At 59.3% G+C, this 20565-nt stretch carries 18 protein-coding genes; 2 read left to right on the forward strand and 16 right to left on the reverse strand.

Annotated elements, in window-relative coordinates; all coding sequences use genetic code 11:
* Positions 1-35 precede the first annotated feature (35 nt).
* Entirely contained in the window at positions 36-674 is a 639-nt protein-coding gene (gene lexA / locus ACT8II_RS03100) for a transcriptional repressor LexA (protein WP_118653873.1), read from the forward strand.
* Between the two features lie 17 nt (positions 675-691).
* Entirely contained in the window at positions 692-985 is a 294-nt protein-coding gene (locus ACT8II_RS03105) for a heparan-alpha-glucosaminide N-acetyltransferase domain-containing protein (protein ID WP_366465287.1), read from the forward strand.
* Positions 986-1012: 27 nt separating this feature from the next.
* Here the strand turns inward: ACT8II_RS03105 and hflX are convergent, their stop codons facing one another.
* From hflX to glyS, 16 genes are all read right to left on the reverse strand, one after another.
* Positions 1013-2302, reverse strand: coding sequence for a GTPase HflX (gene hflX, locus ACT8II_RS03110; RefSeq protein ID WP_118653875.1), 1290 nt, complete (start codon positions 2300-2302; stop codon positions 1013-1015).
* Positions 2299-3219, reverse strand: a complete 921-nt coding sequence (miaA, locus tag ACT8II_RS03115) for a tRNA (adenosine(37)-N6)-dimethylallyltransferase MiaA (RefSeq protein ID WP_118653876.1) — start codon at positions 3217-3219, stop codon at positions 2299-2301. Before miaA ends, hflX begins: the two co-directional genes overlap by 4 nt.
* On the reverse strand, positions 3216-4577 hold the full coding sequence (gene miaB, locus ACT8II_RS03120; RefSeq protein ID WP_443812983.1) for a tRNA (N6-isopentenyl adenosine(37)-C2)-methylthiotransferase MiaB: 1362 nt from the start codon (positions 4575-4577) through the stop codon (positions 3216-3218). The genes miaA and miaB overlap by 4 nt, the downstream gene beginning before the upstream one ends.
* Entirely contained in the window at positions 4574-4897 is a 324-nt protein-coding gene (locus tag ACT8II_RS03125; RefSeq protein ID WP_118653878.1) for a stage V sporulation protein S, read from the reverse strand. Before ACT8II_RS03125 ends, miaB begins: the two co-directional genes overlap by 4 nt.
* Before the next feature lie 87 nt (positions 4898-4984).
* Positions 4985-6073: an ATP-binding protein gene (locus ACT8II_RS03130; protein WP_118653879.1), complete on the reverse strand. Its 1089-nt coding sequence runs from the start codon at positions 6071-6073 to the stop codon at positions 4985-4987.
* Between the two features lie 10 nt (positions 6074-6083).
* A complete protein-coding gene (rny, locus tag ACT8II_RS03135) occupies positions 6084-7643 on the reverse strand; it encodes a ribonuclease Y (RefSeq protein ID WP_294122116.1) in 1560 nt (519 codons plus the stop codon).
* 203 nt (positions 7644-7846) lie between these two features.
* Complete coding sequence (locus ACT8II_RS03140; RefSeq protein ID WP_443812984.1) at positions 7847-8434, reverse strand: regulatory protein RecX; 588 nt, start codon at positions 8432-8434, stop codon at positions 7847-7849.
* Between the two features lie 90 nt (positions 8435-8524).
* The gene (gene recA / locus ACT8II_RS03145) at positions 8525-9631 is read right to left on the reverse strand and encodes a recombinase RecA (RefSeq protein ID WP_302741770.1); all 1107 of its coding nucleotides are present in this window, start codon (positions 9629-9631) and stop codon (positions 8525-8527) included.
* A gap of 213 nt (positions 9632-9844) precedes the next feature.
* On the reverse strand, positions 9845-10348 hold the full coding sequence (locus ACT8II_RS03150) for a CinA family protein (protein WP_294122110.1): 504 nt from the start codon (positions 10346-10348) through the stop codon (positions 9845-9847).
* Positions 10349-10444: 96 nt separating this feature from the next.
* Positions 10445-11098 carry a CDP-diacylglycerol--glycerol-3-phosphate 3-phosphatidyltransferase gene (gene pgsA, locus ACT8II_RS03155; RefSeq protein ID WP_294122108.1) on the reverse strand — a complete coding sequence of 218 codons (654 nt, stop codon included), beginning with the start codon at positions 11096-11098 and terminating at the stop codon, positions 10445-10447.
* A 3-nt stretch (positions 11099-11101) separates the two neighbouring features.
* Positions 11102-12439 carry a 30S ribosomal protein S12 methylthiotransferase RimO gene (rimO, locus tag ACT8II_RS03160; RefSeq protein ID WP_294122106.1) on the reverse strand — a complete coding sequence of 446 codons (1338 nt, stop codon included), beginning with the start codon at positions 12437-12439 and terminating at the stop codon, positions 11102-11104.
* 9 nt (positions 12440-12448) lie between these two features.
* Positions 12449-12946: a YajQ family cyclic di-GMP-binding protein gene (locus ACT8II_RS03165; RefSeq protein WP_304292065.1), complete on the reverse strand. Its 498-nt coding sequence runs from the start codon at positions 12944-12946 to the stop codon at positions 12449-12451.
* A gap of 38 nt (positions 12947-12984) precedes the next feature.
* Positions 12985-14349: a helix-turn-helix domain-containing protein gene (locus tag ACT8II_RS03170; RefSeq protein WP_304292067.1), complete on the reverse strand. Its 1365-nt coding sequence runs from the start codon at positions 14347-14349 to the stop codon at positions 12985-12987.
* A complete protein-coding gene (locus ACT8II_RS03175) occupies positions 14350-16851 on the reverse strand; it encodes a DNA translocase FtsK 4TM domain-containing protein (protein WP_443812985.1) in 2502 nt (833 codons plus the stop codon).
* 136 nt (positions 16852-16987) lie between these two features.
* On the reverse strand, positions 16988-18667 hold the full coding sequence (locus ACT8II_RS03180) for a ribonuclease J (protein WP_294122094.1): 1680 nt from the start codon (positions 18665-18667) through the stop codon (positions 16988-16990).
* 453 nt (positions 18668-19120) lie between these two features.
* Positions 19121-20565, reverse strand: a 1445-nt coding sequence (gene glyS, locus ACT8II_RS03185) for a glycine--tRNA ligase subunit beta (protein WP_443812986.1), incomplete at its 5' end; no start/stop codon positions are given.

Consider the following 20565-nt stretch of genomic DNA (forward strand, 5'->3'; position numbering starts at 1 on the left):
AATGCGAACAGATGTTTGTATTGAGAGGAGCGGTTATGGCCCGCAAGATCACGAAGCGTCAGCAGCAGATCTACGACTTCATCCGTTCATATCAAAAGGAGAAGGGCTATCCCCCGAGCGTTCGAGAGATGGCCGCCGCCGTCGGCCTCTCCTCCCCTTCCACCGTTCATGCCCATTTGAGCGCGCTTGAAGATCTCGGGCTCATCAAGCGCGACGCGACAAAGCCGCGCGCCCTCGAGGTGTTCAACTCGGACGGGTCGTCGGTCAAGCTCGATGAGGTCAAGGAAGTCACCACGCGCGGTACGGTTTCACTGCCGCTCGTGGGTCGCGTCGCCGCTGGGCTGCCCATTCTGGCCGAGCAAAACGTCGAGGACACCTTCACCCTTCCCACGGAGATCGCGACCGATTCGTGCTCCTTCATCCTTGAGGTCCACGGTGATTCTATGATCAACGTTGGCATCTACAACGGGGACTACATCGTGGTGCGTGAGCAAAAAAGCGCCATGAACGGGGAAATAGTCGTCGCCATGATCGACGGGGAAGCGACCGTCAAGACGTTCTACAAGGAACGTGGGCGCGTGCGTCTACAGCCGGAAAACGATTCCATGGAACCCATCTACGCCGACAACCCCACCATCTTGGGTAAAGTCGTCGCGCTCATGCGTCGATTCTAGACATCGCATGCGCCATGATGCAGAACGAGCCGTCGCATCATGAGAATAATCGTAGTGCAAGCGTTGGTGAACGCGTGCTTCGACGAGCTTCGCGGTGCCGTCATCATATTTATCCCCTCATACCGTTTAGCCTGCTCTACACGGCGAGTGCGACGTTGGCATGGTCTTGGCAACAAAAAGGCCGTACGTACCCAAATTGGATACACCGTGAACATATCCCGATATTGGCATGGATGGGAAGGCATTCGTTGATCATCTATGCAACGCACCAAGTGCTGCTGCTGATGGTGTTGGAGACTGTGTTTCAGTGAGATCGACCGTCAAACGATAGCACGATGCTATTCCGTTCGAAATGGCTGTAGACGCGCCGCGATACGTGCGGGAACACGGCAGACCATGCTGACATGATCATCGAAAAAAGCCTCCGAAAGCACCTGCCCCTGCTTGCGGATCGCGGCAATTAAGGCGCCCTCGCGATATGGAATCTCACATGAGACGAGAGCATCAGATGCAGCGGCCTCACGTGCGATTCTCGTTTGCAGGTCCTGCAAACCTTCGCCCGTGAGCGCGGAGAAGAACACCGCATCGGGGAAACGCCTCTTCAACGCTTCGATATGATCGGAATCGAGCAGATCGATCTTGTTGAACACCGTTACCGCGGAACATGCTCCCGCTCCAACCTCTCTAAGAACATGCTCGACCGCATCGATTTGCCGGTGGCGGTCATCATCTGAGATGTCAACGACTTTAAGGATGAGATCGGAGTCGCGAACCTCCGATAAAGTCGATTTGAAAGCCTCAACGAGTCCATGTGGGAGTTTTTGGATAAATCCCACGGTGTCGGTGATCGTAATGGCGCGCCCACCGGGAAGTTCATATGAACGCGTCGTTGGATCGAGCGTCGCGAACAGCTTATCCTGGGCAAGCACATCAGAGCCCGTCAGACGATTCAGCACGGTCGACTTTCCGGCATTCGTGTATCCGGCAAGAGCCACCCGGAAAGCAGGAGAGTTCGCTCGCCACTTTGATTGAACCGCTCGGCGTTTTTCAAGCTCCTTGAGCTCATGGCGAAGCGCGGAGATGCGATTGCGAATCATGCGACGATCGACCTCGAGCTGGGTCTCGCCCTGACCAAAGCGGCTACCGATGCCGCCACGGGTCTGCTCCTTGGCAAGATGGCTCCACATGCCGCGAAGACGTGGGAGCAGATACTGGAGCTGGGCAAGTTGCACTTGCAAGCGTCCCTCACGCGTTCTGGCATGGAGGCCGAAGATGTCGAGGATCAAGGCCGTGCGGTCGATGATCTTGACGGGTTCACCAAGGGCACGTTCCAGATATGATTGCTGAGATGGACTCAAGTCATCGTCGAAGATGACGACATCGGCATCGAGGCGGTTGACGAATCCGCGAAGCTCCTCCACTTTCCCAGATCCGATATACGATTTGGGAATCGGCCGATCGAGCTTTTGGGTCAAGCGCGCGACGACCGTGGCGCCCGCGGTATCCGCAAGACGCTCCAGTTCGTCGAGCGACCTATCGATGGGCCAGGCGTTATCACGCCAATCGACTCCCATGAGGATCGCACGCTCAGGAACAGGAGCCGTGGAGACAGGATCAAAACGGCTCATCCGTGCATTGCCTCCGAGAGAATGAATTCAACGGCACCCGCAAGTCCCCGCTCGTCCATGTCGATCCAACGCATGCGCACATCACGGCGACACCAAGCGAGTTGACGCTTGGCGTACCTGCGTGAACGACGTTTGATAAGATCAATTGCCTCATCCAGAGTGCACGCGCCATCGATGTAATCGATGATTTCCTTATAACCGATCGCTTGACGCGACGTAAGGGATTCGCGCGCCCCCTCCTCCAAAAGCCGCTCAACCTCAGCAAGAAGGCCTTGTTCCATCATAAGATCGACGCGGCGATCGATGCGTTCGTATAAGCGCTCGCGATCCATGGAGAGTGCATATGTGACGTGGGGAAATGCTTCACGGGGGTGCGAAAAGCCAGATGCCTTCTCAGCATAGGAAACTCCCTCGTCCGCCATTTCAAGTGCGCGAATCACGCGCTTGACGTTGTGCGGATGAATCACCGCGGCGCTCTTTGGGTCACGGCGAAACAAAAGAGCGTGGAGGCCCTCGTCTCCCAGCTCCTCATGAAGGGCAAGGTAGGAGGCGCGGCGGTCATCGTCGATCTTTCCTTTGGGAAACTCCATGACGTCGAGAGCCGCCCTCAAATACAGCCCGGTGCCTCCGCAAAAAACCGGAGTGCGTCCGTCCTCCTGAAGCCGTGCTATCTCTGCGCGAGCGTCGCGTTGATACAGCGCAGCGGAATATGATTCACTCGCGCCAACGAGGTCGATGAGGCGGAGGGGAACCAATCGCTCCGATACGGGCGTCTTGGCCGTACCGATATCCATGTTGCGATACACCTGCATGGCATCGGCAGAAAGGACCTCGGTGTGCAGGGCACGAGCAACGCGGTCGGCAACGGCGCTCTTCCCCACCGCCGTGGGCCCGGTGATGGCAATGATGGGGCTCATCGTGGCTCGCTCGTGGACAACCCGGAAAGATACCAGGTGCGTGCCACATCGATGTGAACGTCGAGCACCTTACCGACGAGTTCACGCGGATCGACGCCATCTGGAACGGGGCAGTGAACCGTTTGGTTCCAGGGACTCTTGCCCTGCAAAACGCGATCGTTCTTCTTCGAAGTTCCCTCTATCAACATGGGAACCGTGGTGTCGAGTGCATGCTGGTTATACTCGAACGCGGTACGCTCGACATGCTTGACCAGACGGTCGAAACGCTTCTGGATAACGGACCTCGGCGTGGGATCTACGATCTTCGCGGCGGGGGTACCCTCGCGTTTGGAGTAGATGAAGGTGAAGGCTTGCGCAAACCGGGCCTCATCCACGAGCGTTACCGTTTGCTCGAAATCTTCATCAGTCTCACCGGGGAATCCGACGATGATATCGGTTGTAAGCGCGATATGGGGAATGCGATCGCGCACGCGATGCACGAGGTCGAGATATTGCTCACGCGTGTACTTCCTATTCATGAGCTTGAGTATGCGCGAGGAACCGGACTGCACGGCAAGGTGCAGCTGCGGCATGACGGCGGGAACCTCCGCCATCGCATCGATGGTCTCGGGCAGCAAATCCTTGGGATGCGATGAGGTGAAATAGATACGCTCAATGCCCGTGTCACCCACACGACGGAGAAGTTCGGCAAAGCGCGGTGCGGAACCTTGGTCACGCCCATAGGAGTTGACGTTTTGGCCAAGCAGGGTCACCGATCGCACCCCTTGACGCACCAAACCGGTGACTTCATCGACGACTTCGTCCATCGGACGGCTCTTCTCGCGACCGCGTACGTAGGGAACAATGCAATAACTGCAAAAATTATTACATCCCGTCATGATGGGAACCCACGCATGATAGGCAGTCTCGCGATGCCAGGGCATATCGGTGGCAGAGCCCGTGTCGATTTCCTCAACGCGGACATGGCGGGAACCGTCAATAAAAGCGTCAGCGAGAAGTTCGCCCACATGAGCGATTGAATGGGTTCCGAAGATGACGTCGACGTTATCGAGATTGGTGAGAAGACCCTCGCCATCACGCTGGGCGATGCAGCCGCCCACCGCGACCACACGATGCCCGCTCAGCGACTTAGGAAGGCTCTTGCAAGAGGAGCACTGGCCGTACAGACGCGTATCCGCCGCCTCGCGCACGCAACACGTCATGAAAATGACGATATCGGCATCCTCGGGTCCGCTCGCCTGAAGGCAGCCGAGCGAGTCGAGCAACCCGCCCACGCGCTCGGAGTCATGGAGGTTCATCTGACAGCCGAAGGTGCGGATGAAATACGTCTTACCGGAGAGGATGGAGAGGTCAGTCATGAGCAAACCTGCTTACAATCGTCGGAGAAATCGAACGCGTCGGCGTTGGAGATCGAGATGTGATGCACATACACGGAGAGCCTGATGGCCGTGCGGGATTCACCGTTGATGAGGATGTCGGAGAAAACGGGGGCACAGGAGATGTCAAAACCCGTAGGTATCAAAAAGCCCCGCGCGATTGCCATGGCCTTGATAGCCTGGTTGACGGCGCCCGCTCCGACGCATTGCATATTGACGGGAACGCCATCTTTAACCATGCCCGCAATGGCACCCGCAACCGAGGCGGGTGACGACTTACTCGAGACCTTGAGGAATTCCATGTGCGTTTCTCCAGCGTATAAAGTGCATTTAGTCAGATTGATTGCAAAGATACCGCAGGGCAGGACGAAGGGCAAGCAGGTGGACCGTCAGGTCTCATCCTTGCCGATATCGAAGGTGACGGTAATGCGATCGCGCGTAACCCGGATCTTGGGATCGTGTACGAGCGTGAGGTAATAGCGAGACGCGAGTTCCGAGAACTCCCTCTCCATGCTGCGCGAGAATGAGGCAAGGTCATCCTGGGCGATTTTAAGGCCTCGCCTGTCGCGAGCAAGATCGACCGGTGCCGGAGTGTGAGCGGAGTCCGTCTTCTCACGTAATAGGCGCGAAGCGACGCTACGAAGAGAGGGGATCGAGCCGCCGAGAATGCGATGAGCAGTTCGCTCGGAGATCTCGATGCCAACAGATGCTGCGATACGTATGAAATCTGACGCGTCGGCGGCACAGGCCAACCGGTCAACGACCGGGAGACGATCCTCGGAATCGATGAAGAGAAGTCGCGTAGTATCCACGCGCGAAAGTGCGTGGGCGTACAGCGTCGCGGCGATCTCAGTCGGAGAGCCAAGATAGACATCGCAGTCGTGTAACTCTTCACAGGCGAACTCGCAAACCGCGCGGGCGATGTTGTGGGGGCCACGCACACATGCAAGGACACCTTGCTCGTCTTTTGCGGTCTGGGGCCATGTCGACTGATCGGCGCGCTCGGGAAGCGTGTTGGTATCGGCGACAATGCAGAAGGAGGATCCGAGGTTCACTCCGGAAGCAACCACGCGGGAAGACCGGGTGTTCTGGCGAATGGAGAAGAGGGCCATACCGCGACCATGAACGCCCCATCGGTCCATTTTCATGGACTCGAGCTTTGACGTGACGCGAGCGTCGAAGATTCGTTCCCGCATCTCAGTGGGGACACCGGAACCATCGTCGAGGAAAAGGAGGGTGCGAGCACCCTCCTCCTTCATAGTAGCGACGTAAATCGACTTGGCACCTGCATCACGGGCATTGCGAAGCATCTCGACGACGATGTCCTCAACATGCTGGATATCGTGCTTCGCCTGGCGACGCTCCGCTTCGGAAACCCGCAGGCGCACGAAGCCATCACCGAGATTCTCCTCAACACGAAGATTGCCCTCTCCCGACATGGAGGCGATAAATGAGATGAGGTCGTTACCGTCTGCCATAAGGTTCAGCCTACTTGGCGATATCGATGGCGCGGCTCTCGCGGATCACGACAACGCGAACCTGGCCGGGATACTCCATCTCCTCTTCGATCTGCTGGGCGATGTCGTGAGCCAAGACAGTCGATTCGGCGTCGGAGACCTTGTCGGGCTGGACCATGACGTGGACCTCGCGGCCCGCCTGCATGGCGTAAGTGCGCTCGACGCCGTCATGAGAGTTGGCGATCTCCTCCAGCTTCTCAAGACGCTTGATGTAGTTCTCAGCGGATTCACGGCGTGCCCCAGGGCGAGACGCCGAAATGGCGTCACCTGCCTGAACGAGGACGTCGAGGACCGTATTGGGATCGGTATCGCCATGATGTGCCTCGATGGCGTGGACGATCGCGGGCTTCTCGCCGTAACGGCGCGCGAGCTCGGCGCCGATAACCGCGTGCGGGCCCTCAACCTCGTGGTCGATGGCTTTGCCCAGGTCGTGCAACAGGCCGGCACGCTTAGCGGTCAGGACATCGACGCCGAGTTCTGCGGCCATGATGGCGCACAGATCGGCGACCTCGAGCGAATGGCGCAGCACGTTTTGTCCAAAGGACGTGCGGTAGCGAAGGGCACCGAGCGTCTTGACGATCTCGGGATGCAGGTCGTGAATGCCCATGTCGAAGGCAGCCTGCTCGCCTGCCTCGCGCACACGCTGCTGAACGAGGTCTGCGGCTTTCTGGTACATCTCCTCGATACGGGCCGGATGAATGCGGCCATCGGCGATGAGATTCTCCAGTGCCACGCGTGCCGTCTCACGACGAACGGGATCGAAGCTGGAGAGTACGACGGTTTCAGGCGTATCGTCAATGACGAGATTGACGCCGGACACCTGCTCGAACGTACGGATATTGCGGCCCTCGCGGCCAATGATGCGGCCCTTGAGGTCATCAGAGGGAATGTGCACAGACGTGACCGTCACCTCTGCGGTGTGGTCGGAAGCGCAACGCTGGATGGCGAGAGAAATGATTTCCTGAGCGGTCTTATGGCACTCGGCCTTGACCTTCTGCTCGGACTCGCGAATGATCGTAGCGGCCTCATGCGTGACCTCGCCGCGGACCTTGTCGAGCAGCTCGGCATGCGCGTCATCGCGCGTGAGCTCCGAGATACGCTCAAGCTCACTTGTCTGGCGAGCGAAGAGTTCCTCAAGCTCACGGGAGCGCTTGTCGATTTGGCCCTGCTGGCTGGAAAGCTGATGCTCGCGCTTGTCGAGGGCGTCGTTGCGCCGATCAAGGGACTCCTCACGCTGCATTACGCGGTTTTCCAGAACGCGAATCTCCTTTTTGCGCTGGGCGTCCTCTGCCTCGGCGGCCTGCTTGCTCTGGAGGATCTCCTCCTTGGCTTCGAGCAGGGCCTCTTTCTTGAGGGTCTCGGCGGTGCGCTTGGCATCGGCGACGACCTGCTCGGCCTCGCTGTGCGCGCTCTGGATCTTTGACTCTGCCTCGCGAACGCTGCCGTTCTTGGAGTTGCGCATGACCATGACGGCCACAACGACACCAAGAATAAGGCAGACGGCGCCGACGAGTATGGACTCAACGGGCATGACGACTCCTTAAAGTGATTCAAGTGCGAAAACCAACGCCGGCAAAAGCACGACGCGGGACATTTGCAGGATATGGTCCACCAAAGGGGATATGAAATCGTTCCGATAGAAGATATCGTCAATCTCATCACCGAGGATGAGCGCATAGCAAACAAATGACGTATCTATCCTACGTTGAAGCAGGGGAATTGTCAAAAGCGTGCTCAGTCTTCGGCATCCATTCGCAGACGAGCGGCGCAGGCGGCGACGGAGTAGGAGAAGCCCTTACCCATGAGGTGCCGAACGAGCTTTTCGAAGGCACGCGCTTCGGGTATGGTTTTGCGTTCCAAAAGCCCGAGGGCGCGCTCGACATCGTCCTCTTCGGAAAAGAAGTCGTCGGGGTAGCCAGGGATATCATCGCGCGAAACACCACGGAGCGAAAGCTCTCGTTCTATCTTGGACCTCCCCCACCCGCGCCGCTTTCGCTCCTCAATGAAATAAGTAGCGAAGCGGGCGTCATTGATGAACCTGAGCCGAGAGGCCCGCTCGATGCATGCGTTGATCTCCTCATCCCGATACCCGTAGAGTTTCAGCTTGTCGTGCAGCTCGCCCGAGGCGTAATCACGACGCGAGAGCATTTCGGTCATGAGCGTAAAGCAGACGCGCCGCTCAAGATCGTGGATGGCATCGAAGGCTTGGTCTTCCTCAAGGGGAAGCGCAATGGGATCACCCATGAGAATCCGACCCACGCGAACGGGGACGACAATCTCACGCGTGCTCCCATTCTCCATATGGCAATGCACTTCCGCCATGGGCTTTCTTGGTGAAAACGAACTCGAGGCGCGCTTTCGATCGGGAAGGCGCACCTCGATATCGGTCATAAGCAATGACATATGGGGGCGCTACAAAGTCTCAGGGGCGACTTGGACATCCCCGTCCTGCTCGACAATCGTACCCACGGGCTCATCCTCAAACTCGAGACCGCACATAACGCGAACCTTATGATCGAGCTCATTCATGAGCTCAGGGTTCTTGCGGAGCTTATCTTTTGCGGCTTCGCGGCCTTGACCCAGACGATCGCCATCATAGGTATACCAGGCACCTGACTTGCTGACGATCTCATATTGGACCGCCATATCCAAAACGGAGCCCTCTTTGGAGATGCCGGTTCCATACATGATGTCGAACTCGGCGGTGCGGAACGGCGCGGCGACCTTGTTCTTCACGACCTTGGCACGCACACGGTTGCCCACGATCTCATCTTTGACCTTGATACTCTCGATACGACGGATATCGATGCGAACACTCGAGAAGAACTTGAGCGCGCGACCACCCGTCGTCGTCTCAGGATTACCAAACATGACGCCGATTTTCTCGCGCAACTGATTGATGAAGATGCACGTCGTGTTCGACTTCGCAAGGGAGCCTGCGAGCTTACGCAGAGCCTGGCTCATCAGACGCGCTTGCAAGCCAACCGTGGTCTCACCGATCTCGCCCTCGATCTCGGCACGCGGCACGAGCGCGGCGACGGAGTCGATAACCACGACGTCGATCGCACCCGAGCGAACGAGCATGTCGCAGATTTCAAGTGCCTGCTCGCCCGTATCGGGCTGAGATATCAGAACCTCGTCGATATCGACGCCGATGCGCGCGGCGTACGTGGGATCGAGAGCGTGCTCGGCGTCGATGAACGCGGCAACGCCGCCCATCGCCTGCGCTTCGGCGAGAATCTCAAGTGATAGCGTGGTTTTACCGGAAGACTCGGGACCGTAAATCTCAACGATGCGTCCGCGCGGAACGCCTCCAATGCCCAAAGCGGCATCGAGCGCAAGAGCACCCGTTGGAATCGCCTCGACCTCGAGTTCGGGGCCTCCGTCCCCATACCGCATGATGGAACCGTCTCCAAATTTCTTGACGATCTCGGCCTTAGTGACCTCGATCATCTTCTCACGCTCTTTGCCTGTGGTGCGCTCGTGGATCACGCGCGCCGGCCCTGAATTCTTGGCCATTGATCCTCCTTGATGTTGCATGGTTCGATAGTACACGAACGGATGTTCGTGGTCAATACCGTCTGAGGAAATCATATGCGGTGCATCCGACAGATCGCAGGGCATGTTCCGACTGCGGCCTGACACGAAATGGCGTGACTTCTCACAACGGCAGGTAGGGCAGCGCGACCAGACGTCAACTCGAGGCTATGGGCAGTCAAAAGACCTCGTAATTCACATATACGAGCAGCAGTTGATCAACTCATCCAGCGCAAACAGCGCGGCACGTGCGCGTACCTCATTGCGGTCGCCCTCGAACGAACAGCGCACACAGCGTGTCGCCCCGCGATCGCATACTCCGATATATACGGTACCGGCGGGGTCGTCCTCGGTTCCCCCACCGGGGCCGGCATACCCCGTAAGGCTGACAGCAATATCCGCATCGAAAAGGGACCGGGCACCTTCCGCCATCGCGCGGGCGCACGGTTCGCTCACGGCCGTGAACTCCTTGAGCACCTCGCAGGGAACGCCCAACACGCGATGCTTGACCTCATCGCAATACGTGACCGCGCCACCGCGAAGCACGGTGCTGGCACCGGGTATCCCCGCGATGCTCGAGGCGACCATGCCCGCCGTGCACGACTCGGCCGTCGCGACCGTCACACCCCGCGCGGTCGCCTTCTCAACCAATTCTTGAGCACGGTCGACGATTTCTCGATCCAGCGTGAGTCTATCCATGACCCTTCCTTTCGATGACAAAGGACCGCTCATGTGATTCGCCCCGCGCCCACAAGAGGGCACAGGGCGAATCACATCAAATCTTAGACAGCAGTCCTACACGCGGAAAATCACGTGGCGGGCGTTCCAGAAGTACTGGGCACCCGAAACGACGGTGAGTACCACGGCAGCTACCATTGTAGCCCTGGCAACAATCTGGACTATGAGGGCGACCTGCGAAACACCAGCCGGAGAGGTCCAGAACGTCAGAGCGATGGCAAGCAGGAAGGCGCACAGTGACACCATGGTAACGGCGGTCTTACATTTACCGAGCTTATCCGCTGCGATGACCTCGCCGTTGGCGCTCGCCACCATACGAAGGGCGCTGACCAAGAATTCACGCAGCAAGATGATGAAGACGAACCACACATTCACGAAGCCGTGCTCCAGCAAGATAAGAAGCGCGGAGAACACGAGGAGCTTGTCCGCGATGGGATCGAGGAACTTACCGAAATCGGTAACCTCGCCGCGCTTGCGAGCCAAATCGCCGTCGACCTTGTCGGTGGCACTCAAAATCAGGTATAGAGCGAACGCGAAAAATGCCCAGGTGGCAGCAGCGGTCGAAGCGGAACCGTTAGACCCCTGCATGGCGCTGAACGAAGCCTCGCTCGCGATCATGAACAGCGGTATGAACACGATGCGCACGCAGGTGATGACATTGGCGGGCGTCCAGATGCTCGTGATCTCCTTGCCCTTGGCGTTTACGGCCATGCGCTACTCCTCAACGACCTCTCCGACGAGCTCATAGCAGAAACTGTCGGTAAACCTTACCTTTAGAATATCGCCCACGGCAGCCTCGGACACCTCGAGATGGACCGCGCCATCGGAGTCGGGGGCCTGGAACCACGCGTGGCCGATGAGCTCGGGGCCTTCATCGGTCTCCTCGATACCATCGACGATGACCTCGGCGACCTCGCCCACACGCGCAGCGGTCGCGGCAAAGCCGAGAGACTCGGCAAGGTCCATGGCAGCCTGCGTGCGCTCGAGCTTAATGTCTTCGGGAACCTGGCCTTCCATCTTCGCAGCGCGCGTACCTTCCTCGGGCGAATACGGAAAAACGCTCGTGTAATCAAAGCCCTCTCGGTCCATGAAGGCGAGCATCTCCTCAGCCTCCTCGTCGGTCTCACCAGGGAAGCCGACCAAGCTTGTGGTGCGGATGACCATGCCGGGAATCTGGGAGCGCAGCGTTGCGAACAACTTGGAAAGCTCTTCTGTCGAGCCGCTCCGGTGCATCGCCTTCAGAATGCGCGCATTGCAGTGCTGCACGGGAATATCGATGTACGGCAAGATCTCGGGCGTATCGCGAATGGCGGCAATGAGCTCATCCGTCATCCCCTCGGGCTGGAGATAGAGCACGCGCACCCAAACATGATGGGGACGAACAGCCTCTGCGACGGCGACCATGAGCTGGGCCAAGTTGGCAGGCCCTTCGACCTCTCCCGTAAAATCGCTCCCCCAGATGCCCGTATCCTGGCCAATCAGTACGATCTCGCGCACACCGCCCGCAACGAGGTCGCGAACTTCGGCGAGAATGCTCTCAGCCGTACGAGAGTTGTACCGACCGCGGATATAGGGAATCGCGCAGAAGCTGCAGAAGCGATCGCAGCCATCGGAGATCTTGACGTAGGCGACGGCGCTCTCCACCGTGCGCTTGACCGTAGGAATGAACGGAAGCGAATCGCGCTCGATGCCAAGGACTTCGTCCATGACAGCGACGATTCCGTCCTCCTCATCGGTGCGGACGAACGCGGCAACCTCCGGCAGCTCTTCGGGAAGCTCGTCGCCGTATCGAGAGGGAACGCAGCCGCACATGACGATCCTCGTGTCGCGGACGCCATCGGCGACATCCTCGGCGAGCGCCAACGTGGTCTCAATGCTCTCAGACGTGGCCGAAGCGAGGAACGAGCACGTGTTGATGATGACCGCATCGGCGTCTGCGGCCTCGAACACCTCCTCGTAGCCCGCACCGTTTAAAAGCGAACGCATACGGTCGGTGTCGACTTCGTTCTTGGCGCAGCCGAGCGTGATGTAAAGAAGAGAGGCGTGAGCCATCACATGATCCTAACGATAGTTGGTGAACTGAAGCGGCTGACCATAGTCCTGATTGCGCAAAAAGCCGATGACCTGCTGGAGGGCATCCTTCGAGGCGCTCGAGACGCGAAGTTTATCGGCCTCAATGGTGACCTTGACCTTGAGCTTCTGGTCCTTGATGTCTTTGTTGATCTTCTTGGCAGTCGTCTGGTCGATTCCCTCGACGATATGGCCGACGAGACGGACGGAGCCACCGGAAGCCGCCTGGGGATCATCCCACTTGACCGCCTTGACGTCGACGCCGCGCTTAATGAGCTTGCCCGAAAGCACATCGATGATCTGTCGAGCGACGAAATCCGCAGGTGCGTTGAGCGTAAAGAGCTTGTCGGCCTTGGAAAGCTCGATCGTGGCGCCTGAATCCTTCAGATCGTAGCGCTGTGCAAGTTCGCGTGAGGTTTGCTGGAAGGCGTTGTCGACCTCCTGCATATTGACTTCGGAAACGACGTCGAAGCTGGAATCTTTTGCCATGGTGCGGCTCCTTATCTCATGCGCCCGTGCGGGCGGGGTTACTGCGACTCGCTGGAAGAACTGCCATCGGAAACGGTGATGCCCGCCTCTTTAGCCTCCGCTGCGGTCATGTCTGGCGTGCCGTCTCCATCGCTGTCGATGACCTTCTCGTCGGATTCATCCGTTTGGGGAGCGGTGATGGACACCTTCCCGACACCGGACACCTTGGTATCGTAGCGGACTTTCTCCCCGTTCTTGTAAACGGCAACGTCACTCGGGGAATTCGTGGTGATGTCGATCTGGCTGGATACGGTGAACTCCTGCTCAAAGGGGCCAACGACCTGCTTGCCGAGGACGATCTTACCATCGAGCTTGACTTCGACCCAGGCAACCGTGCCCTTTTCCTTGAGCGCGACCTTCACGACCGTCTCCGTGGGCTCGCTACTCGCGGAATCTTTGCCATCTGTCATGTCGCCGCCTTCTGAGTCCTGAGAGGCGCCCGCCTTGGAATCAGAAGAGGACGTGTCCTCAGTGCCGTCGTCTTGACCCGTATCGACCTGGGAGGTGCTCGGCGCACTCGAACCCGCCTTCGCATCTTCCTTGGGCGTGCACCCACGTAGGAGAAGAGTCACGCAAAGAACGATCAAGACCAGCAGGATGGTACCAGCAGCCAAGAGGATGCGTGGATCGAATGAAGGCTGGGGGGCGCGGTGCGGAGCGCCACCGGAACGCGGAGGCCTTCCGCCCCCACGCGCCCCATTCCCTCGACGGGGATCGCCATACGAATCGGAACGATTGCGTTGCTGACCATATGCCGCCCTGCGCGGATCGCGCGGGTCGCCGGCATATCGCGGGCGGCGACCGCCACGCGGTTCCATCTCATCGGACGAACGGACTCCGGGCCCGTAGGCACCCTCCCTTCCATTCGTGCGAGAACGAAGCGAGGGGTCATATCCCCTATCCGGTGAGGGACGGCGGCTGGTGGCCGGTCGCAACCGTGAAGAGGACAGGGGTTCATGCGATGAATTGGCCTCGGACACATACCCCGCTTGCGGCGGTCGCTGTGCAAAACGCGATGTCGTCGTCGAGTTGACCATCATATACCTGCCCGATGCGTTCGAGCTACGCGGGCTGGCATCTGCGGCGGCATCCTGGAAACGTCCCACGCTCCCACCACCGTGCTCATACTCATGAAGCGCATCGAAATACGCCTCGATGACGTCACGCGGGTTGAGGCCGAGATAACGGGCATAGCTCGAGATCATCCCCTGGGCATACCCGCGCGGGGGCATGGCGGCGAAATTCTCCGTTTCGAAGTACTCTATGATCTGCGGACGAATTTTTACGATATTGGAGACCTGCTGGATTGAGGCGCCCATCTGACGACGGCGCTCTAGAAGCATGTCGCCGAAATGACGGCTCATTTACATCCCTCCAAAAATCTCATCTTCGCTCAAGGGTTCCTCGACGGCGCGAAGAGCCGCAAGCCCCTCCTCGTCGTAAAGGACCTCGCGCGGCTTAGACCCATCGGGTGGTCCGACGATGCCCTTCTCTTCAAGCATATCCATGATGCGCCCAGCACGGGCATAACCTACTTTGAGACGACGCTGCAGACCGGAGGTCGAGCCGAGCTGAGTCTCGACGACGATCTGTGCCGCATCCCATAGCAGGGGGTCATCTTCGCTCGGGGCCTCGTTATAAAATCCTCCCCCGCCGCCGGACATCGTCGCCGGGGCGACTGCAGAGAGGATCTCCTCGTGATAGTCGGGCGCGCCCTGCTCCTTGACGAATTCGACGACACTGTTGATCTCATCGTCCGATACGAAGCAGCCTTGGATACGCTTGGGCTTGCCCCAATCAACCTTGGAGAACAACATGTCGCCGTAACCGGTGAGCTTTTCGGCACCCATCTGGTCGATGATGACGCGACTGTCGATTCCCGTCGCGACATTGAACGCGATGCGATTCGTGATGTTCGCCTTGATGAGGCCCGTCACGACGTTGGAGCTGGGGCGCTGCGTGGCGACGATGAGGTGGATACCCGCCGCGCGTCCGAGCTGGGCGATGCGGACAATCGAAGCCTCGACGTCCTTGCCAGCCACCATCATGAGATCGGATAGCTCGTCGATGATGATGACGAGATAAGGCATCTTGGCAGGCGGATTGTCGTAATGCTCGAATGCTCCCGCCGCTTGCTTCTCATTGAACGTCGAGATCTTGCGGACCCCCAGGCGCTCAAACACCTTGAGGCGCCGCTCCATTTCGGACACCGCCCACTGCAGGGCGCTCGCCGCCTGCTTGGGCTCCGTCACGACGGGAACATACAGGTGCGGCAACCCATTGTAACCGGATAGCTCCACGCGCTTAGGATCGACCATGATCAGGCGCACATCCTCGGGCAAGCTACGCATGAGCAGGGCCATGATAATGGAGTTGATCATCACGGACTTACCAGAGCCCGTGGTACCCGCGATGAGCAGATGGGGCATCTTGGCGAGGTCGGCCACGATGGGCTGGCCCTCGGCATCTCTACCGATCGCGAGCTCGAGCGGACCACCCTGGACGTAAGGCAGTACGTCGCCGAGGTTGACGTTTTGCCGTTTCGCGTTGGGAATTTCGATGCCCACGAGCGAGGTGCCGGGAATCGGGGCGAAGATGCGGACCGATTGGGCGGCGAGCGACAGCGCGATATCGTCCTCGAGATTGGAGATACGGCTCACGCGTTCTCCCTCACCGGGCTGCACCTTGAAGGTGGTGACAGTAGGACCCGATATCCAACCGACAACGCGGGAATGAAGGCCGAACTCGTTGAGGGTGGACTGCAGGGAGTTGGCAGTCTGCTCAAGTTCCCCCTCAGACGAAGCGGAAGATGCGGAATGAGGATTATGGCGCAGCATGCTGAGCGGAGGCAGCTGCAACTCTCCCTCTGCCGTGGCGGTATCGTCCGAGGCGTCACGCACGGAAGACATGGCGGCCTGCTTTGGGCTGTCAGCAGAAGCGTTGGCGTTCCTGAGGAACTCGGGAATTGCCGGCCCCTTCGGAGTATCCGCCGCATCGAACGGCGGAATTTCGGGATCGACGGCGTCGGAGGCATCATCGGCTGCGGCGTCCGGTTCGCAGTCCCGCTTCTCATCGATGAACGTGTCACGAACGGGAATGAGCGTCGTTTTGGCCTGCTCTGCGGCGACCTGCTCACTCACATCGACGAAGGGGTCTTCATCAACCTCGTCATCGACGGGCGGGCGAAGCACACTCGTCTCGCGCGCGCCCAAGAACGTGGTCTCGGCAGTATCGAGATCATCGAAAATCGTTTGTTGATCGGCTGCAGCACCACCGCGGGAGGAAGGCATGCGACGCTGGGCCTGGGCGTGCTCGGCGTCCTCGCCCCACGGCATGTCATTCACATCCACACGACGGCGCTCGGCGAGTCTCCGCGCACGGTCTGCGGCCATCTCGAAAAAGGAACTCACGGAGAACCCAATTATCACAAGGCCGACGATGACGAGGCCGACCAGGACCACCATCGAGATCGTCTTGCCGAGCGCGGCTTGAAGCGCGCTGGCGATGAATGCACCTAGATAGCCACCGGACGTAATAAGCGCGGCGGTCTCGAACATGCCGGCGGTTGCGTAATCGGTTCCAGGAACCATAAGCGAAAGCATGGAAAGCACACAGACGAACATAAGCCCGCCGCCGGCGAGCGTGCGCACATTCAGCGGGGTCTTCTCACGCAAGAATAGACCGCCGGCGAACATGAGGAGTACAAACGGCAGCACATAGGCACCAAGGCCGAAACCGAGGTGGTAAAAACTGGCTATTGCGTGCGAGACGGGTGCCGAAGAGGGCGAGACGACGGCGATGAAGGATACGACGGCGACGACCGCGAGCACGATCCCCGTGATATCGCGGCCGACGGATGAATCCATCAACGGCTCGAAGGCGGGCTCTTGCACGGCCGCCTTCGAACCATTCGCGCGAAGGTTGCGCGACGGTTGCTTGGCACCGGCGCGCTTGCCCGCGGCACCTCCCTTTTTGTTCGTGGCTGCGTTTGCGCGAGGCAACCTACACCTCCATGACGACCGGAATGATCATCGGCCGCGTGCGATTGTTGTTCCAGATGAAATTGGATAACGCGTCGCGGACAGCCTTGCGGATGGCATCCGTACCCGAACTGGAGAAGTTGAACGAACCCTTCTCGATCGCGCGCTGGATGGCGGCGGAGGCGTCGGCGGAGAACTGGTCATCGATGGGGAACGAGACACCGCGTCCAGAGAACTCGAGATCGCCGATCTTCTTGCGCTTCATATCGAGCATGGCGACGACGGTGACCATGCCATCGCTTGCCAGTTTCTGACGGTCGCGCAGCACGATGGGATCGGTGTCGCCAATGCGGAGTCCATCGACGTACACGACGCCGGACTCGACGGCGCGCCCGCGCTTGACGCGGCCATCGCGCATCTCGAGCGTATCGCCGTTATCGACGACGAAGATGTTCTTGGACGGAATGCCCATCTTCTGGCCGAGGGCGGCGTGCGCGCGCAGGTGCACGGCCTCACCGTGCACGGGCATGAAGAAGGTGGGCTTGGTGAGGGCCAGCATGAGCTTGAGCTCCTCCTGGCTCGCATGGCCCGAGACGTGCACCAGCGCACGGCTCTTGTCGTACACGTCGCAACCGAGCTTGGCCAGGCTGTTGACGACCTGTTGAACGGCCTTCTCATTGCCGGGGACAGGCGTTGCGGAGATGATCACCGTATCGCCCTCATGGATGGAGAGCGTCTTGTGCTCGCCGTTGGCCATGCGGGAAAGCGCCGAGAGCGGCTCGCCCTGGGAGCCGGTGCACATGACCACGATCTTATCCTCGGGCAGACCATTGATGTCGAAAGCATCGACAAGGTCGTGCTCGTCAACGTTTAGGTACCCGAGCTCACGGGCGACACGCGTGTTCGTGAGCATGGAGCGACCCGTGACCACGATCTTGCGGTTGCACTTCTTGGCGGCGTTGCAAATCTGCTGCAGACGATGGATATGGCTCGAGAAGGACGCGACGAACACACGTCCCTTGGCGTTCTTGATGATATGCAGCAGCGAGGGACCGACCTCCGCCTCGGATTTGGTGAAACCAGGGACCGTGGCGTTGGTGGAGTCGGACAGCAACAGATCGACGCCCTGCTTACCAAAGCGGGCGATGGCGCCATAGTCGGGCGTCACACCGTCGATGGGCGTCTGGTCGAGCTTGAAGTCTCCCGTATGCACCACGGTGCCCGCCGGCGTCTTGAGAAACACGCCGAGCGCGCCGGGAATGGAGTGCGTCGTTGAGAAGAACTCGATCGAGAAACAGCCGAGGTTGACATGGCTGCCGCCCTTGACCTCACGGAACTTGGGCGCGCGGATGCGAAACTCGGAGAGCTTTCCCTCGATGAAGCCGAGCGTCAGCTTGCTCGAGAAGATGGGGACCTTGGTGTTGAGGTCCTGGAGAAGATACGGCAGGGCACCGGTATGGTCCTCGTGGCCGTGCGTGACGATAATGCCGCGCAGCTTGTGCTCGTTCTCGAGTACATAGGTGTAGTCGGGCAGGACCAGGTCGATACCGGGCTGATTATCGTCGGGGAACATGAGGCCCGCGTCGATAAGAACCATGTCCTCACCGCACTCGAAGGCGGTCATGTTCTTGCCAATACCGTCAAGGCCGCCCAGGGGAATGACCTTGAGCGCGGCAGAAGAGGTCTTCTTGTTGTTTGCCATAAGCGAATTGTTTCCTTTCGTTTGAGCTTCATACAAAAACGATGGGGCGCACCCATCGTACTGGTCTAAATAACCAACGTCGGTTCGAGAGGTCCGGCGCATCCCGTTTTATTGTAACGGGCTTGCAACGGCAGGACAAAAGTCCACCAAAAGAACTACGCCCCTCCCGGTCCGGGGCAAATCATCCCGTGCTCGAACAGTCCTGGCTCGCACGAAGGGTCCACAGGACCCTTCGGCTCGTGCGGAACTGCGCGCGGGATGGTAAGCCCCGGACCGGGAGGGATATCGAAAAGGCTTCACCTCAATCATCACATCAAATCGCAATTGATTGAGAGTGAATTGCCAGAGCTCCGCCCTCGCACCTATCGTTCCGCGCGCAGTTCGCGCAAGTGCTGTTTGAGCACGGAATGATAGGTACGAGGGCGGAGCGACGGGATCAGACCCAGCAAATCGCTACTTGCGGGCCATCTCGCCGATGTTGGCGATGCCGGCGAAGACCGATTCAAAGCGGTTGAGGAGGCGCAGGCGGTTTGCACGCAAGGCCTCATCCTCATCCATGACCATAACTTCGTCGAAGAACGCATCGATAGGCTCGCGCAGGGCCGCAAGAGCGGCGATTACCGCAGTGAAGTCCTTGGCGGACCGTGCCACATCGACGTTGGCCTGGGCGGCATCCGTGGCCTCGAGCAAGACTCTCTCAGCATCGCCCATCAGCGCGGAATCGACCTCGCTGCCAAGCACGGCATCGGCAAGATGGGCGGCGCGGGCATAGGCGGTGGCGAGGTTGTCAAACGCCTCGCGATCGTTGGCACGGGCGTCCTCAAGGGCGTGGGCGAGCTGGAAGTACTGCGCAGGCACAGTGACGCTGCCAGCGGAAACGGCGGCGACGGTATCGGCGGAGACCTTCTCATCGCGGACCATCTGCTCCATGCGACCCTTAATGAAGGCGCACACGGAAGCTTCCACCTCGTCCTTGTCGAATGCAAGTCCCTGCTCCAAGTACCCATCGAGCGCAGCTTCGACAATCGCCTCGTAGCCGCAGCCCAAACGATCACGAAGGATGTTCAGCACGCCGATTGCGGAACGACGAAGCGCGAAGGGGTCCTTGGAGCCGGTGGGCGGTTCGCCAATGGCGAACATGCCCGCGATGGTGTCGAGCTTGTCGGCCACGGCGACAACGCATCCGGCGATACCTTCGGGCAGCTCGTCTCCGGCAAAACGCGGACGGTAATGATCGCGAATCGCAGCGGCGACAGCAGGCTCCTCACCCGCGGCGGTGGCGTAGTACCCGCCCATCACGCCCTGCTGGCTCGTGAACTCGACAACAGCCGAGGAGACCAGGTCGGCTTTAGCGAGATGAGCGGCACGCTGGGCATCGGAGGCGGCATGCGCGCCCAAATGCGCCTCGTTGGCGATGGCGAGCGCCAGGTCCTCCATACGGTCGGACTTTTGCAGGACCGTACCGAGCTTCTTTTGGAAACCAACGTTTGCCAGGCGAGCACGGAACTCCTCAAGATCGATTTTGAGGTCCTCGTCGTAGAAGAACTTTGCATCGTACAGACGGGCGCGCACCACACGCTCGTTGCCGTCGACAACCGTTTCACTCACGGCCGGATCGGCATTCGAGACGACCACAAAAGCGCGGGTGAGCTTACCCTCCGCATCGTAGGTGGGGAAATAACGCTGGTTGGAGAGCATAGACTCGCAGATGATCTCGGAGGGCACGGCGAGGAACTCCTCGTCGAAATGGCCAACCAGAACCGTGGGCCACTCGCAGAGGTTCACAACCTCATCGAAGATTTTCGTGGGCGTGTCCACACGCACGCCGAGCTCGTCCTCGACACGAGCGATACCAGCGCGGATGACCTCCTCACGGCGCTCGGCCGAGAGCACATGCG

It is taken from the genome of Collinsella sp. (genome assembly GCF_052346665.1).
Lineage (GTDB): Bacteria > Actinomycetota > Coriobacteriia > Coriobacteriales > Coriobacteriaceae > Collinsella.

What these genes read in the sequence shown, in the direction of transcription:
- rny (WP_294122116.1), bottom strand. Translation starts at nt 7,643, where the DNA reads ATGCCCGTTGAGTCCATACTCGTCGGCGCCGTCTGCCTTATTCTTGGT.
- pgsA (WP_294122108.1), bottom strand. Translation starts at nt 11,098, where the DNA reads ATGGCCGTAAACGCCAAGGGCAAGGAGATCACGAGCATCTGGACGCCC.
- ACT8II_RS03170 (WP_304292067.1), bottom strand. Translation starts at nt 14,349, where the DNA reads ATGAGCCGTCATTTCGGCGACATGCTTCTAGAGCGCCGTCGTCAGATG.
- ACT8II_RS03105 (WP_366465287.1), top strand. Translation starts at nt 692, where the DNA reads ATGCAGAACGAGCCGTCGCATCATGAGAATAATCGTAGTGCAAGCGTT.
- hflX (WP_118653875.1), bottom strand. Translation starts at nt 2,302, where the DNA reads ATGAGCCGTTTTGATCCTGTCTCCACGGCTCCTGTTCCTGAGCGTGCG.
- miaA (WP_118653876.1), bottom strand. Translation starts at nt 3,219, where the DNA reads ATGAGCCCCATCATTGCCATCACCGGGCCCACGGCGGTGGGGAAGAGC.
- lexA (WP_118653873.1), top strand. Translation starts at nt 36, where the DNA reads ATGGCCCGCAAGATCACGAAGCGTCAGCAGCAGATCTACGACTTCATC.
- ACT8II_RS03180 (WP_294122094.1), bottom strand. Translation starts at nt 18,667, where the DNA reads ATGGCAAACAACAAGAAGACCTCTTCTGCCGCGCTCAAGGTCATTCCC.
- rimO (WP_294122106.1), bottom strand. Translation starts at nt 12,439, where the DNA reads ATGGCTCACGCCTCTCTTCTTTACATCACGCTCGGCTGCGCCAAGAAC.
- miaB (WP_443812983.1), bottom strand. Translation starts at nt 4,577, where the DNA reads ATGACTGACCTCTCCATCCTCTCCGGTAAGACGTATTTCATCCGCACC.
- ACT8II_RS03150 (WP_294122110.1), bottom strand. Translation starts at nt 10,348, where the DNA reads ATGGATAGACTCACGCTGGATCGAGAAATCGTCGACCGTGCTCAAGAA.
- ACT8II_RS03125 (WP_118653878.1), bottom strand. Translation starts at nt 4,897, where the DNA reads ATGGAATTCCTCAAGGTCTCGAGTAAGTCGTCACCCGCCTCGGTTGCG.
- ACT8II_RS03175 (WP_443812985.1), bottom strand. Translation starts at nt 16,851, where the DNA reads ATGGATTCATCCGTCGGCCGCGATATCACGGGGATCGTGCTCGCGGTC.
- recA (WP_302741770.1), bottom strand. Translation starts at nt 9,631, where the DNA reads ATGGCCAAGAATTCAGGGCCGGCGCGCGTGATCCACGAGCGCACCACA.
- ACT8II_RS03165 (WP_304292065.1), bottom strand. Translation starts at nt 12,946, where the DNA reads ATGGCAAAAGATTCCAGCTTCGACGTCGTTTCCGAAGTCAATATGCAG.
- ACT8II_RS03130 (WP_118653879.1), bottom strand. Translation starts at nt 6,073, where the DNA reads ATGGCAGACGGTAACGACCTCATCTCATTTATCGCCTCCATGTCGGGA.
- ACT8II_RS03140 (WP_443812984.1), bottom strand. Translation starts at nt 8,434, where the DNA reads ATGGCGGAAGTGCATTGCCATATGGAGAATGGGAGCACGCGTGAGATT.